This window comes from Geothrix sp., assembly GCF_049292215.1.
In the GTDB taxonomy this organism is placed as follows: Bacteria; Acidobacteriota; Holophagae; order Holophagales; family Holophagaceae; genus Geothrix.
This window is the reverse complement of record NZ_JBATQW010000085.1, coordinates 1-14,254: the sequence shown is the minus strand read 5'-3', so window position 1 is coordinate 14,254 and position 14,254 is coordinate 1. Positions and strand designations below refer to the sequence as shown.

The window sequence follows — 14,254 nt, the reverse complement described above, 5'->3', positions numbered from 1 at the left end:
GGCATGGGGGCCGGAGCGGGCTCGGGAGCGGGCGGTGGCTCCGGGGCTGCCACAGCCGTCGGTCTGGACTCGGGCTCGGGTGGTGCGGCCTGGGCGGCGGCCTCGGCCTCCCGGAGGGCCAGAAGGTGTTGCTTCACGGCCAGCAGGTGCTCCCGGGCTTCCAGGTGGGTGGGCTGCTGCTTGAGGATGGCCTGCCAGATCTGTCCGGCCTTGACGACCTCCCCCTGGGCGAAGAGATCATCCGCCTGGCGGAGGTAGGGCGCGTAGGGATCGGTGGTCATGGGTTCTTTCGAGGTCAGTGCAGCGAGAATTCTTCTGTGTTGCGCACCAGCAGCATGAAGGTGCTGTTCCCGCAGGTGAACTCCTGCTGGCTGACGAGCTGGACGGGGCCCGTGATGCGCTCGCCGTTCACCAGGGTGCCATTGGTGGACTGCTGATCGCTGATCCACACGGTGCCGTCCCGGTGGATTTCCAGCAGGGCGTGCCGGCGGGAGGTCTCGGGATCCCGCGTGATGACATCACCCTCCTCACGGCCGATGACGATCTGGGGCTGCTCGAGCCCCTGCACAGTGGAGGCGTGAGGGCCCGTGAGGAAGGCGAGGGTGAACTTCAGGCCCGGGGGCATGCCCGGCACGTGGAGGCCGGCGGCCACCAGCATGGCTTCGCGATCCCGCTTGGCAGTGGTGCGGGCGGCAGGAAGGGGGGTCGGGGGCGTGGGCTCGGCATCAGGCATGAAGGCCGGCATGGGATGGGCGAGGGTGCCGTCCAGGGGCGCAGCGAGGGCGGGGTTGGCGACTTCGAAGACATGGCTGCACTTGGGGCACTTGAACCGCTTGCTCCGGACAGTCCCGAAGCGACTGTCGTCGTACTGGAAGCGGGCCTGGCAGGCCGGGCACACCACAATCATCGAGCCCCCGTGAAGCTGTTGAAGTGTACCTACTTCTTGCGTGTGGCGAAGAAGCTGAATTCACTGCGCAGGGGGACGCCCTCCGGCAGCTTGAACCCAGTGACCCCGGCCGGCAGGGCCTGGTTGATCCTCAGCGGGCCCAGTTCCAGGAACCAGGAATCGCCGCTGCGCTCGATCCACTGGATCTGGCGCGGCAGCCAGGTTTCCTTGTCCACCCAGAGGTTCAGGGCCTGCATCCGCTTGCGCAGGGACAGGGTGCGGGGGGCGAGGGCCAGGAACCAGGTGTTGGGACTGTCCTTGGCCTCGCTCAGCGAGATCTGGAAGTAGTCGGAGAGGTAGCTGAGCTTCTGCCCCAGACCCAGGAACTTGCGGTCGGAGTTCTTGATGATCCCGATCTTCATGAGCTCGCCCTCGCGGGCCTCGGGGCTGTAAGAGATGAGGGCCTTGGGGGTGAGGTGCAGGATGAGGTCTTCGGGGGGCTGGAAGGCGAAGTGGGCGAAATCGGAACCCTGGAGATACATGGTGCCCTTGGTGACCGAAGGGGTTTTCAGCAGGGCCCGGCGCAGGGTGAGGGTGAAGGGACACTGCAGAGTCTGGGCCTGGGCCTGCGCGGCGTCGAAGCGCTCCACCACATCCTTCAAGGGGGGCGGGGCCTGGCCGGCCAGGGGGCCGACGAAAGCGAGCAGGAGCAGGGCGAGGGCAGGTCGGAACATGGGGGCTCTCAGGCGGGTGCGGCGGACAGGCTCAGGGGTTCCCGCTGGTGGGCCACGTGAAGGGCGACGGAGGTGCCGCGCAGGACCTCATCCGCCGCGAAGCGGGCCAGGTCGGGATGGTTGTTGGACTCGCTGAGGTGGGCGAGGACGAGGGCCTGCAGACGGGGTGAGCAGACCCGGGCCAGCAACTCGGCCATGGCGGCATTGCTGAGGTGGCCCACCCGGCTCAGGATGCGGGCCTTGAGCTGGGGCGGGTAGTCGCCCTCGCGGAGCATGTCCACGTCATGGTTGGCCTCCAGCACCAGCAGATCCAGGTCCTGCAGGTGGTCGGCCACCAGGGCCGTGGGGTGCCCCAGGTCCGTGACCACGGCGCAGGCGGTGCCGCCGGCCTCGACACGGAAAGCCACGGGGTCGGCGGCATCATGGGGCAGGGCAAAGGGCAGGACGCGCCAGCCCTCCCAGTCTAGGGCCCGGCCCGCGTCCAGCTCGATCCAGCGCTCGCGGGGAATCTGGACGCCCTGGACCCACTCTGCGGCTCGCCGAGTCTCCGGAGTGGCGAGGATGGCCCAATCCGTGCGGCGGAGGATGACGCCCAGGGCCCCCACGTGATCGGAGTGCTCATGGGTCAGGGCCAGGGCCCGGACCTCGCCGCCCTGCAGGCCCAGTCCGTCCAGGCGCTGCCGGATCTGGCGCAGCGAGATGCCCGCGTCGATGAGCAGCGTCTGCCCGCCCATAGACAGGACATGGCAGTTCCCCTTGGAACCAGAGGCGAGCGCCGCGTAGTGCATGGCCCAGGATACCGCCTGGGGACCAACCCAGACGCCCACGGCTGCCCGCGGGAATTTACCGGCAGATTCCAGAGATGTGCGGTATGGAAAGGCTCGAATCAAAGGGCCGCAACGGCCTACACTGTTCGCATGAGCCCGACGCCGACCCCCACCCTGCGCCCCTCCAAGCCCGCCGACCTCGAGACCCACGTGGCCCACCGCGTCGCCATGTTCCGCGACATGGAGATGGGTTCGGAGGAGGCCCTCAAGCGCATGGCGGAGGCCTTCCGGAATCAGCTGCGGGGCTGGCTGGTGACGGGACAGTGCCGGGGCCTGGTGCTGGAGGAGCAGGGCCGCATCGTCGCCAGCGTGCTGATGCTCATGAAGGACACGCTGCCGACGCCGGTGACACCCCTATCTGTGCGGGGCTACCTGTTCAATGTATACACCGAGCCCTCCCACCGTCGCCGGGGCCTGGCCGCCCGTCTCACAGACGCGGCCCTGGACCTGGCCCGAGACCTGGGCCTCGAGATCGTGGAGCTGCACGCGAGCCTCGAAGCCGAGGGCCTCTACCAGCGCATGGGCTTCGTCCCCACCAGCGAGATGCGCCTAGTGATGGGGGCCGGCATCAAGACGCCGAAGCAGTGGAAGCATCGCCGGTAGGAGCCGAACCCTTCCAGCGCCATAGCAGCAGGATCACTGCCCCGCACACGAGGGCGCAGGGCAGGCTGGCCTCCAGGCCGAAGGCGCCGCCAGTGAGCCACTCGGGGCGGCCGTGGAAGACGGGCGACCAGAAGCCCTTGATGTCCGTGGTGCCGCTGACGCCGAAGCCGAGCAGGCTGCCTTGGGCCCAGTTCCAGCCGAGGTGCACGCCGATGGGCAGGGCCAGGCTGCGGGTCCGCAGGTAGCAGAAGCCCAGCAGGATCGCCGCCAGGCCGATGTTCAGGGTGGCCCAGGCCTTGGTGGCGCCGTGCATGCCAGGGTTGCCCCAGTGCCCCAGCGCGAAGATCGCCGCGAAGACCAGCTGGCCCACCCAGGGACCCGCGCCCTCGACGAGGCGCTGGAAGGGGTAGCCCCGGGACATGATCTCCTCGTTGAAGGCCACACCCAGGAACATCCAGGCTGCGTACAGGAGTTGACGAGCTCCCACGTCTGCCGCGCGCACCCAGTGGAAACCGTTCAGGCCCTGCACCAGGAGCGCCGTCAGAAGGATCAGGAGGATACCCCCAAGGGTGCCCGCAAGGCACTCGAGCAGCCAGCGCCGTCCAGGGAGGAGCCCCAGGCTGGAGAAAGAACGCCCTTCGATGCGCACGCAGATGTAGCTCGCCAGGGAAACCAGCAAAACGCCCATCCAGATGCCAAGGCCATGCCGCAGGCCGATGCGCCTCAGACCCACAAGGATCCCGCCCAGCACCATGAGAACCAGGAAGAACCCCAGTACCTTCCAGCCGCTGCGGACCACACCCTGCTTGTTGATGAAGCACTTGGTAAGCCACTTGGGCATGCATTCTCCTGGAAGACCGGGCTACGGTCCTGACCCAGTCGGGTTGAGCCCTACATCACGCTCTGGGTCTCGGCGAAGGTGCGGGAGATCTCGAGGAACAGCTTCTCCTCGTTGGGTTTCAGGGCCGCGGCGCGGGCGAACCAGAAGGCCGCCTTCTTGCGCTGCCCGGCCACCAGCAGGGCGCGCCCGAACAACAGGAAGCGCTCCCAGTCACCCTTCTCCAGGGTGGCCAACACCCCCATGTAGCGCTCGGCCTCGTTCACCAGACCCACTTCCGCGAGATCCACGCCGGCCTGGGTGATGGCGTCCTTGTTCTTGGGATCGCGCTGGACGATCTTCTCGTAGCCTTCCAGGGCCTCGGTCTTGTAGCCGTGCTTCAGCCAGGCCTGCGCAATGAGCCGCAGCACCTGGCCATCCTTGGCCTCCCGGACCTCGGCCTCCTTGAAGGCCGCCTCCGCCTTGGGCTTGTCCAGGGCCGCCAGGTAGGCCCGGCCGCACTCAGCGAGGTACTTCGCGTCCTTGGGCTTGAGGGATCGGGCCTTGTCGGCGCAGCCCTGCAGGATCACGCGGCGGTCGCCATTGAAGAAGGCCTCGTCGAAGACGGCCGGAGCGGGCGCCTGGGCGGCGAGGGAGAGGGCAACGAGGGTGAACAGGACAGATCGCATGGATGGGCTCCTAGATGGGCTCAGCGCCGTGGTCAGCGTAGGCGAGGGCGATGGCGTTCCACATCCGCTCCTCCTGGGGCTTGGCCTGGCTGGCCCGGGCGAACCACTTCGCGGCGGCGTCCCGACGGGCCTTGCGCAGGCAGCTGCGGCCGAAGGCCACGCAGTTCTGCCAGTCCGAGGGATCCAGGATCCAGGCCCGCTCCATGAGGCTGTCCGCCTCCTTGGCGAGGCCCCCGTCCTGCAGGTTCACAGCGGCCCGGGTGAAGGCGTTCCGGTCCTTGGGATCGGCCACCTGCATGTCGGCGATGGCCTTCAGGGCTTCGGTGCGCTGCCCCGCGCGCAGCCAGGCCATGGCGATCAGGCGGTGGACGTCGGCGTCCCGGGCCTTGTCGATCCGGGCCGCCATGAAGCACTCCTCGGCCTTGGCGCGCTCGCCTGCGGCCAAGAAGGCCCGCCCGTACTCGGCCAGCATCTTCCCGTCCTTGGGTCGGAGCAGGCGGGCCCGGTCGGCGCAACTGCCGGCCAGCTTCTTGGGGTCGCCCTTGAAGGTGGCTTCGTCGAGACCCTGGGCGAGCAGGGGAAGGGCCAGCAGGCAGCAGGCAAGGTGGCGCATGAACACTCCGGGGTTGGCTCCCGCATCCTACCGCTGCCCGGGGGTGTCCTACAGGGGAATGTTCCCGTGCTTCTTGGGAGGCATGCTGTCGCGCTTGGTCTCGAGGAAGGCGAGGGCCTTCACCAGCTTCAGGCGGGTCTCACGGGGCAGGATCACTTCGTCGATGAATCCGAACTCGGCGGCGATGTAGGGGTTCGCGAACTTCTCGTTGTACTCGGCGACCAACTCGGCCTTCTTGGCGATGGGGTCGGGGGCGATGGCGATGGACTTGCCGTGCAGCACGTTCATGGCCCCTTCTGCGCCCATCACCGCGATCTCGGCGGTGGGGTAGGCGAAGTTGAAGTCCGTGCGGATGTGCTTGCTGGCCATCACGCAGTAGGCGCCGCCGTAGGCCTTGCGGGTGATGACGGTGATCTTCGGCACCGTGGCCTCGCAGAAGGCGAAGAGCAGCTTGGCGCCGTGGCGGATGATGCCGCCGTGCTCCTGAGTGACGCCCGGCAGGAAGCCCGGCACGTCCTCGAAGGTGATGAGGGGGATGTTGAAGGCGTCGCAGAAGCGCACGAACCGGGCGCCTTTCTCGCTGGAGGCGATGTCCAGCACGCCGGCGTAGAAGGCCGGCTGGTTGGCCACGATGCCGATGCTGCGGCCCTCGATGCGGGCGAAGCCCACGACGAGGTTGGGCGCGAAGGCCTCGTGCACCTCGAAGAAGTGGGCGTCATCCACCACGCCCTTGATAATGTCGCGGATGTCGTAGGGCTTGCTGGCGTCGTCCGGCACGATCTTGTCGAGATCGGGGTTCTCCAGGGGCATGGGTGATTTTGGTGCCCTGCGTGGGGCCTCACCCAGGTTGTTGCTGGGTAGGAAGGAGAGCAGCTCACGGGTGTGGGCTAGGGCCGCCAGGTCGCTCTGGCACACGAAGTGGGCCACGCCGCTCTTGGCGCTATGGGTGGAGGCGCCGCCGAGCTCCTCCTTGGTGACCTCTTCGTGCGTGACGGCCTTGATGACATCGGGGCCGGTCACGAACATGTAGCTGGTGCCCTTCACCATGGTGATGAAGTCGGTGATCGCGGGGCTGTAGACCGCGCCACCGGCGCAGGGGCCCATGATGAGGCTGATCTGGGGGATGACGCCGCTGGCCAGGGTGTTGCGCAGGAAGATGTCGGCGTAGCCGCCGAGGCTCACCACGCCCTCCTGGATGCGGGCCCCGCCGCTGTCGTTGAGCCCGATGACGGGGCAGCCCACCTTCATGGCCAGGTCCATCACCTTGCAGATCTTCTTGGCGTAGGCCTCCGACAGGGAGCCGCCGAACACCGTGAAGTCCTGGGCGAAGATGGCCACGGGGCGGCCGTCCACTCGGCCGAAGCCGGTGACCACGCCGTCGCCGGGGATCTTCTCCACGCCCCAGTTGCGGTGGACCATGAGGGCGTCCATCTCCTCGAAGGAGCCCTCGTCCAGGAAGGCCGCCACCCGCTCTCGGGCCGTGAGCTTGCCCCCCTCATGCTGCTTCTGCACCCGGGCTTCGCCACCCCCGGCCAGGGCCTGGGCGTGCTTTGCCTTCAACAGCTCGATCTTCTTCTCGAGGGACATGGGGACTCCAGGGGCAAAACCCAAAGGTGATGTCAGGGGGATCGGAGGCCAGTTTATCCCAGCCGGGAGGATCGGGATCAGCTTCGATCACAACGGTGCCCACCCCCTGGCAGCAAGGCGGACGTCCGGCCCTACTTCACGGTTCGGGTCAATAGGCGGTTGCCGAAGGTGACCGACCAGGCCTTGAGCCTGTCCCGGAGCGTATTCCCCACGCCCTTGGTGCAGACCCGGTGATGGGCTGCCAGGAGGAGCTCACCCGTCTGGACATCGACGATTTTAAGGTCCCAGGTGGCGCTTTCGCCGGAACCGAAGACCTGAACCAGGCGCGCCTTTGTGGAGCCTGCGCCCACATCCACGAAGCGTCCCACCAGGGCCAGGTCGCCCACGGTTCCGCTCACGGCGACTTTTCCATAGAGCACTCCGGACAATCCCCCCCACAACATGTCCGGGAAGAGATTTGTGATTTCCACGGCCCGGGCTTTGTCGTGGGGCCCCCGATCAGCGTGAAGCATGACCGGGGCCTCCCAGTCCTTCAGGAGCAGGGTGTGACCGGTGAGGTCCAGCCCCGGCTTGCACCAGAAGTAGTCCACCTCATTGTCTTGGCTGAAGGCGATTTCAGCTTCGAACCAGCGGGGATCCAATTGGCCATCGTCAAGGAGTGCGGCACTCGCGGGCGGAGGGGAGAAAGACGGGGCAGTCGGTGCAAGGGTGGGCGGCGGGGGCGTGGGCCCTGTTGCTGGCTGAGGCGGCTGCTGGGCCCCGGCAGCCAGGCAGAGGGCAGTGAGCAAAACCACAAATCGGGGCATGGAGGCTCCCGGGGAGGGCCCCAACCTGTCCTCAGGTCAGATCCGGGAGCACCTAGCCAATCATCCTACACTTGTATGGATCCCTGAACATGCCATGGAGCCAGTATGGCGTTCCACTTGGTCGACCGATCCCTGGGTAGCGTTTTGCCAAGCCTGCTCCTGCTCGGCGCGAGCATGGGTTGTGAGCTGGTGGTGCGAGCCGCACTGGAGGGGCTGCATCACTCGGGACGTAGCGAGAAGAGCTCAACCCCCGTTCCGTTTGAGAGAGCGCCCTGGGTGGACCATGGGCGGGTGGCCCAACCCGGCCTGCTCGTCCAGCGGGAGGGCGCCCGGGAGGTCCGGTTCGTGCGGGACCGGGGCTTCCCCGCCTGGAGCCTGCTCCTCACGATCGATGGTGCGCCCGTGGCGGAGTTCTGGGAGGGAGAGGCGCTCGCCCTATGGCTTCCTTCGGGGCACCACCCCATGGTGTGCCACAGGCGGACTCGTGCGGACAAAGCAGTACCACTTCAGCCCATGACCGATTCGTTCCCAGGAAGTCCAGCCGTGCTGGAACTGGAGGGGGCCCCCTCGGAGACCGTGCCTTGTATTCGCTTGGCCATCACGGGTGATTGGCCCCGTCTGATTCGTCTGGAGCCAAAGCCCCGGGGCATACCCGGGAAGGTGTCCGCCACACCGGCAGACCGGCCCCGGTCCAGGGCGATCCTGGTGTCTTGAAGCTGCCGTCCAGCCGAACCCCCAACACATGTAGGGGTACTCCCCAGCCCGCGAGGCAGACATGATGTTCTCCCTGATTGAAGAACCCCAGCGCCGTTCCCTGCTTAGTCTTGTCCTCCTTGCCGCGTCCCTGGGCTGTAGTGGGCTCGCAATGGGGCTTGATTATCTGATTTATGAGAGTCGCAACGAGAAGGTCTCCACAGCCATGCCGTTCGAGAAGGCGCCCTGCGTTGACCCTGGGCGGGTTGCCCAACCCGGCCTGCTCGCCAAGCGGGAGGGCACCCAGGAGGTCCGAATCGTGCGGGACCGGGGCTTACCGGCCTGGAGCCTGCTCATCTCGATTGATGGTGCGCCAGTGGCGGAGTTCTGGGAGGGAGAGGCGCTGGCCCTGTGGCTTCCTCCTGGTCGCCATGTCCTCAAGTGCCAGAGGCGAACCCGGACGGACAAGGCCTTACCATTCCACTCGGCGGCCGAGCTGGACGCAGGCAGTTCGTCACTCCTGGAGCTGGAGGTGGCTCCCGAAAGCAGGCCCTGCGTGCGTCTGGCCATCATCGGAAGCCGACCCAAGCCGTTCCGCCTGGATCTGCCTCCTTGAGGCGAGTCAGCGGATGGGCCGGGGTTGGGTCATGGCCTCGAGGCTGAAGGCCTCGTCCAGCTCGGCGGGGGTCAGCCAGCCCTTGCGGAGAATGAGCTCTCGCACGGGGATGCCGGTCTCCAGGGCCTCCTTGGCCACCTCCGTGGCGCGCTTGTAGCCGATGGCGGGCATGACGGCGGTGACGATGCCGATGCTGTGCTCCACCAGGTCCAGGCAGCGCTCACGGTTGGCGGTGATGCCCACGATGCACTTGGTGGTGAGCACGTTCACGGCCGCCGTGAGGGTGCGCATGCTGGTGGCAAGGGCGTATGCGAGGACGGGCTCCATGACGTTGAGCTGGAGCTGGCCCGCCTCGGCGGCCAGGGTGATAGTGAGGTCGTTGCCGATGACCGAGAAGGCCACCTGGTTCACCACCTCGGGGATCACGGGGTTCACCTTGCCGGGCATGATGCTGCTACCGGGCTGCATGGCGGGCAGGTTGAGCTCGCCGAAGCCGCAGCGGGGGCCGCTGCTGAGCAGGCGCAGGTCGTTGCACATCTTGCTGAGCTTCACGGCCGCGCGCTTGACCACGCCGGAGAACATGACGAAGGCGCCGGTATCCGGCGTCGCCTCCACCAGGTTTTCCGCCAGCACGATGTCCAGGCCTGTGACCTTCCGCAGCTCCTCCACCACCACTTCGGGATAGCGGGGATCGGCGCAAATGCCCGTGCCGATGGCTGTGCCGCCCATGTTGACTTCCAGGAACAGCCGGGCGGTCTCCCGCAGGCGCTGGATGTCTTCACCCGTGGTGACCGCGTAGGCCTCGAACTCCTGGCCCAGGGTCATGGGCACGGCATCCTGCAGCTGGGTGCGGCCCATCTTGATCACGGTGGAGAATTCCTTGCCCTTGGCGTGCAGGGCGGACTTCAGGCGGTCCATGGCCTCCAGGAGGCTCTTCAGCATGAAGATCGTGGTGAGGCGCAGGGCCGTGGGATAGACGTCGTTGGTGCTCTGGCCCAGGTTCACGTGGTCGTTGGGATGGCAGAAGGCGTACTCGCCGCGCTTGTGGCCCAGCAGCTCCAGGGCCCGGTTGGCGATGACCTCGTTGGCGTTCATGTTGGTGGAGGTGCCGGCGCCGCCCTGCACCATGTCCGTGGGGAAGTGGCCGTGCCAGTGGCCGTCGATGATCTCCTGGCAGGCGCGATCGATGGCCTCGGCGATGGCGGGGTCCAGCAGGCCCAAGCGGGCGTTGGCCCGAGCGGCGCCCTGCTTGACCATGGCCAGGGCCCGGATCATGGCGGGGAAGTGGCTGGTGGGCGTGCCGGTGATGGGGAAGTTGTGCACGGCGCGCAGGGTCTGCACGCCGAAGAGGGCGTCCTCGGGCACGTCCATGGGGCCGATGAGGTCGGATTCCCGGCGGGTGCGGCCGCTGGCATAGGCCTGCTCGCGGCCGGTGCGCGGCGTGGCCGAGTAGAGCAGGCGCTGGTGCAGGACGCTGGCGACCTTGCTGAGCACGGCGATGGCGGCAGTGCCGTCCTGGCTCAGGTTGGCGAGGACCGTTTCGCGGTCGAGGTCGAGGAGCACCACGGGCGTGAGGGCCACGCCACTGGCGGTGTGGGTGCTCACGGCCAGGAAGGACTGTTCGCCCGCCACGTCCCCGGGACCCAGGATCACAACGGGTTCGGGACCGTCCCCGTTGTCGCGGAGGATCTCCACGCGGCCCTCGGCGATGACCGTGGCGCCTCGGCGCGGTTCGCCCTGGGAGAAGAGGGCCGTCCCCGCCGGGGCCTCCCGGCGCCGAGCGGCCCGGGCGATGAGGCTGAGGTCCGCGTCGGAGAGACCGGAGAAGATCTCGCAGCGGCGCAGGACAGACGTGATCGCATCCATGGAAGACACCTCCGGCCCCAGTACAGGCCACCAGCCATGGTAGTGAGCCTGCCGATGATTCGGTCACGAATGCGCCGCGGAGCCCTGATTTCCGTCAGTTCGTCAAGGTTCAGGCGGGACAGCGGAAGATGAGGGCCGTGTTGATGCCCCCGAAGGCGAAGTTGTTGCTCACGAAGCAGGCGGCGTCCAGGCTGCGGGGAGCGGCCTGGATGTAGTCCAGCTCGGCGCAACGAGGGTCGGGGTGCACCAGGTTCAGAGTGGGGGCGATGCGCTTGGCCAGGGTCATGTGGATGCCCACCCAGGCCTCGATGGAGCCGCAGGCGCCCAGCGGGTGGCCGAAGTAGCTCTTGAACGAGACGATGGGGATGGGGCGCTGGAAGACCTCGAAGGTCGCGTGGCTCTCGGCGATGTCGCCGTGCTCCGTGGCGGTGCCATGGGCGTTGACCCAATCAACCTCCTCGGGCCGCAGGTTCGCATCGGCCAGGGCCAGGCGGATGGTCTCGGCCATGGTCTCCTTCTGGGGCTGGGTGATGTGGGCACCATCGGAGTTGGTGCCGAAGCCCAGCACCTCGGCGTAAATCCGGGCACCGCGGGCCAGGGCGTGGTCCCGGTCTTCGAGGATGAGGGTGCAGCCGCCCTCGCCCACCACGAGGCCATCGCGGTCCACGTCGAAGGGGCGCGGGGTGGCCTCCGGGGTGTCGTTCTTGAGGCTGGTGGCATACAGCGTGTCGAAGACGGCGGCCGTGTAGATGGTGAGCTCGTCGCAGCCGCCGGCGATCATCACAGTCTGTTTGCCCTGCTGGATGGACTCGTAGGCGTAGCCGATGGCCTGGCTGCTGGAGGTGCAGGCCGTGCTGGTGGGAATGACCCGGCCCGTGAGGCCGAAGAACACGCCGATGTTCACGGCGGCGGTGTGGCTCATGGCCTGGATGTAGCCGGTGGCGCCGATGCCGCTGATGCGGCCCACGGCGAGGCTCTTGCCCAGGGCCACCATGGGCTCCACGCTGCCGAAGGAGGAGCCGTAGGCCACGCCGGTGTGGCCGCTGCGCAGGATGGGATCGCCCAGGAGGCCGGCATCGGCCAGGGCCAGCTCGGTGGCGCGCACCCCCAGCAGGGCCACGCGGCCCATGGAGCGGACCATCTTGCGGGGGTAGTGCTCCGGCACGTCGAAGTGCTCGATGGGGACACCGAGGCGGGTCTGGATCTCGGGGTACTGGTCCCAGGCGGCCATGGTCTTCACGCCGCTGCGGCCGGCCTCCATGGCGGGGCCGATGGCCTCCCAGCTGTCCCCAAGGGGCGTGACGCCGCCCATGCCGGTCACGACCACGCGACGCATCAGACCAGCCCGCCGTTCACGCCGAGCACCTGGCGCGTGATGTAGCTGGCCCCGTCCGAGCACAGGAAGGCCACGGCGGCGGCCACGTCCTCGGGCTGGCCCACGCGGTCCATGGGGATGGCCTGGAGGGCCCGCTCCAGCACGGTCTCATCCACCATTTCGGATTCAATGAGACCGGGCGCGACACAGTTGACGGTGATGCCGCGGCTGGCGACCTCCACCGCCAGGGCCTTGGCGGCCCCGATGAGGCCGGCCTTCGCGGCGCTGTAGTTCACCTGGCCCCGGTTCCCCACCACGCCCGAGACGCTGGAGATGCAGACGATGCGGCCGCCCTTGCGGGTCTTGATCATGGGGAGGATCAGGGGGTGCACCACGTTGAAGAAGCCGTCCAGCCCGACGCCGAGCACCTGGTCCCAGTCCTCGCCGCTGAGGGCGGGGAAGGCGCCGTCCCGGGTGATGCCCGCGTTGCAGACGATGCCGTAGTAGGGGCCCTGGGTGGCCACCCGGGCCTCAAGCTGCTCCTGGGCCTCCTCGCGATTCGCCACATCGAAGGCGAGCCAGTCCGCGCTGCCGCCCGCGGCCGTGATGGCTTCGCACAGCGCCCGGGCCTCGTCCACCCGGTGGTGGCAGTGCGCCGTGACGTGGAAGCCGTCCGAGGCCAGACGGAGGGCGATGGCCCGGCCCAGGCGGCCGCTGGCGCCGGTGACGAGGACCTGTCTGGAGAGGATGGAGGGAGTGGCGGTCATGGGGTTTCGATCGCCTTCAACCTAGCACGGGCAAGGGTTTCGCCTTTGTGGCGAACCTCACATGTGAAGGCGCCGGGGCCGGAATCGTCCAGGAAGAGCACTTCCGCTTCCACCTCCAGGTCGGCTCCCAGCGGGAAGCTGGGGACCAGGGCTTCGTAGGCGCGGGTGCCCAGCAGGAAGCCGATGCGGGGCTCTCGGCCCGCTTCACGGTGGCGGTGGCCGCTGAAGGCCGCGGCGGCCTGGGCCATCCACTCCAGGCCCACCCAGGAGGGGACGGTGCCATCCGCCTGCAGGTACCAGGCCCCGGCCTCCAGGCGCACTGAAGCAAGGCAGCGGGTGGTGGACACGTCCAGGATGCGGTCCAGAAGCACCGAGGGACCCCGGTGGAGGATCAGGTCCGTGACCTGCGGCACCGGGCTCATGGCGTCGCCCCGATGATCAGGCTGAGGTTGTTGCCGCCGAAGGCGAAGGCGTTGGACAGGCAGACCCGGGGGCCATCCAGTCGGCTGGCCTCGGTGGTGAGCCTGAGTGCTGGCAGCGCCGGATCCGCCTCGCCATCCCAGCGGTGCGGCGGCAGCCGCCGCTCGGGGTTCCAGCGCGGGTGCAGGCTGAGCCAGCAGAAGGCCAGCTCCGTAGCAGCCGAGGCCCCCAGCGTGTGGCCCGTGAGGGGTTTCGTCCCGCTGCAGGGCACGCCGTCAGGGAACACGCGGGTCGTGGCGAGGCTCTCCATCTCGTCGTTCTTCGGCGTGGCCGTGGCGTGGAGGTTGAGGTAGCCGATCCCCTCGGGGGGCAGCCTGGCCTCGGTCAGGGCGGCGCGCATGGCCGCCTCCGCTCCGCGGCCCGAGGGTTCGGGCGAGGAGATGTGGTGGGCATCGCTGGAGGCCCCGGCCCCGAGCAGGGCCACCTCGGCGGGCTCCCGGCGGAGGAGGAACAGCACGGCGGCCTCGCCCACGTTGATGCCGCAGCGGTTCCGGCTCAGGGGGTTGCAGAGGTCGGCTGTGGCGGATTCCAGGGAGGCAAAGCCGTTGAGGGTCAGCCTGCAGAGGGAATCGGAGCCCCCGGTGATCACGGCGTCACAGAGCCCCATGCGCATCAGGTTGCGGGCGGTGACGAGGGCCTTGCCACTGGAGGTGCAGGCGGTGGACACGGTCAGGGCGGGACCCGTGAGGCCCAGCTGCTCAGCGAGGAAGGGGGCCAGGCGGCCGATCTCCTGCTGCCGGTAGTGGAATTCCGGTGGGAACACGCCCTGGGCCAGCTGGTGGGCCATGGCCCGCTCGGAGGCCTCGATGCCCGAGGTGCTGGTGCCCAGCACCACACCGACCCGGTGCCGCCCGTGGCGGCCGATCTCGCGGTCCACCTCGGCCCGGATCTCCTCCAGGGCCGCCAGCAGCAGCCGCGTGGTGCGCGAGTCGTCGGCGGCGAAGCGGGTGGGGAG

General features: G+C 68.2%; 15 protein-coding genes and 1 pseudogene. 2 read left to right on the top strand and 14 right to left on the bottom strand.

All coding sequences use genetic code 11. The annotated features are described in order from the left end of the window. The 4 genes and pseudogenes from WAS25_RS14450 to WAS25_RS14435 all read right to left on the bottom strand — a co-directional run. Positions 1–281, bottom strand: a pseudogene (locus tag WAS25_RS14450) (hypothetical protein); the annotation flags it as partial. 14 nt (positions 282–295) lie between these two features. Continuing rightward, positions 296–907 (bottom strand): FHA domain-containing protein, encoded by a 612-nt coding sequence (locus tag WAS25_RS14445; RefSeq protein ID WP_422313334.1) that lies wholly within the window; start codon positions 905–907, stop codon positions 296–298. A 29-nt stretch (positions 908–936) separates the two neighbouring features. Beyond that, the gene (locus tag WAS25_RS14440) at positions 937–1,620 is read right to left on the bottom strand and encodes a LolA family protein (RefSeq protein ID WP_422313332.1); all 684 of its coding nucleotides are present in this window, start codon (positions 1,618–1,620) and stop codon (positions 937–939) included. 8 nt (positions 1,621–1,628) lie between these two features. Continuing rightward, positions 1,629–2,447: an MBL fold metallo-hydrolase gene (locus WAS25_RS14435; RefSeq protein WP_422313330.1), complete on the bottom strand. Its 819-nt coding sequence runs from the start codon at positions 2,445–2,447 to the stop codon at positions 1,629–1,631. A 90-nt stretch (positions 2,448–2,537) separates the two neighbouring features. On the opposite strand from WAS25_RS14435, the gene WAS25_RS14430 reads away from it, so the two are divergent. Next, entirely contained in the window at positions 2,538–3,050 is a 513-nt protein-coding gene (locus WAS25_RS14430) for a GNAT family N-acetyltransferase (RefSeq protein WP_422313328.1), read from the top strand. Here the strand turns inward: WAS25_RS14430 and WAS25_RS14425 are convergent. The 5 genes from WAS25_RS14425 to WAS25_RS14405 form a co-directional block, all read right to left on the bottom strand. Further along, entirely contained in the window at positions 3,016–3,891 is an 876-nt protein-coding gene (locus WAS25_RS14425; protein WP_422313326.1) for a CPBP family intramembrane glutamic endopeptidase, read from the bottom strand. The genes WAS25_RS14430 and WAS25_RS14425 overlap by 35 nt on opposite strands. A gap of 50 nt (positions 3,892–3,941) precedes the next feature. Next, positions 3,942–4,556 (bottom strand): tetratricopeptide repeat protein, encoded by a 615-nt coding sequence (locus WAS25_RS14420; protein ID WP_422313324.1) that lies wholly within the window; start codon positions 4,554–4,556, stop codon positions 3,942–3,944. A gap of 10 nt (positions 4,557–4,566) precedes the next feature. Next, the gene (locus WAS25_RS14415; RefSeq protein WP_422313322.1) at positions 4,567–5,169 is read right to left on the bottom strand and encodes a hypothetical protein; all 603 of its coding nucleotides are present in this window, start codon (positions 5,167–5,169) and stop codon (positions 4,567–4,569) included. Between the two features lie 48 nt (positions 5,170–5,217). Next, a complete protein-coding gene (locus tag WAS25_RS14410; protein ID WP_422313320.1) occupies positions 5,218–6,756 on the bottom strand; it encodes an acyl-CoA carboxylase subunit beta in 1,539 nt (512 codons plus the stop codon). 131 nt (positions 6,757–6,887) lie between these two features. Next, complete coding sequence (locus tag WAS25_RS14405; protein WP_422313318.1) at positions 6,888–7,397, bottom strand: hypothetical protein; 510 nt, start codon at positions 7,395–7,397, stop codon at positions 6,888–6,890. Positions 7,398–8,481: 1,084 nt separating this feature from the next. Here WAS25_RS14405 and WAS25_RS14400 point away from each other — a divergent pair. Then, positions 8,482–8,871: a hypothetical protein gene (locus tag WAS25_RS14400; RefSeq protein WP_422313316.1), complete on the top strand. Its 390-nt coding sequence runs from the start codon at positions 8,482–8,484 to the stop codon at positions 8,869–8,871. A 6-nt stretch (positions 8,872–8,877) separates the two neighbouring features. Here WAS25_RS14400 and WAS25_RS14395 read toward each other — a convergent pair whose 3' ends face one another. The 5 genes from WAS25_RS14395 to WAS25_RS14375 form a co-directional block, all read right to left on the bottom strand. Beyond that, positions 8,878–10,737 (bottom strand): aspartate ammonia-lyase, encoded by a 1,860-nt coding sequence (locus tag WAS25_RS14395; RefSeq protein ID WP_422313314.1) that lies wholly within the window; start codon positions 10,735–10,737, stop codon positions 8,878–8,880. A 109-nt stretch (positions 10,738–10,846) separates the two neighbouring features. Next, positions 10,847–12,073 (bottom strand): beta-ketoacyl-ACP synthase, encoded by a 1,227-nt coding sequence (locus WAS25_RS14390; protein ID WP_422313312.1) that lies wholly within the window; start codon positions 12,071–12,073, stop codon positions 10,847–10,849. Next, a complete protein-coding gene (gene fabG / locus WAS25_RS14385) occupies positions 12,073–12,819 on the bottom strand; it encodes a 3-oxoacyl-ACP reductase FabG (protein ID WP_422313310.1) in 747 nt (248 codons plus the stop codon). The genes WAS25_RS14390 and fabG overlap by 1 nt, the downstream gene beginning before the upstream one ends. Then, on the bottom strand, positions 12,816–13,241 hold the full coding sequence (locus WAS25_RS14380) for a 3-hydroxylacyl-ACP dehydratase (RefSeq protein WP_422313308.1): 426 nt from the start codon (positions 13,239–13,241) through the stop codon (positions 12,816–12,818). Before WAS25_RS14380 ends, fabG begins: the two co-directional genes overlap by 4 nt. Continuing rightward, the coding region (locus tag WAS25_RS14375; protein ID WP_422313306.1) for a beta-ketoacyl-ACP synthase at positions 13,238–14,254 on the bottom strand (1,017 nt) is incomplete at its 5' end. The genes WAS25_RS14375 and WAS25_RS14380, both read right to left, overlap by 4 nt.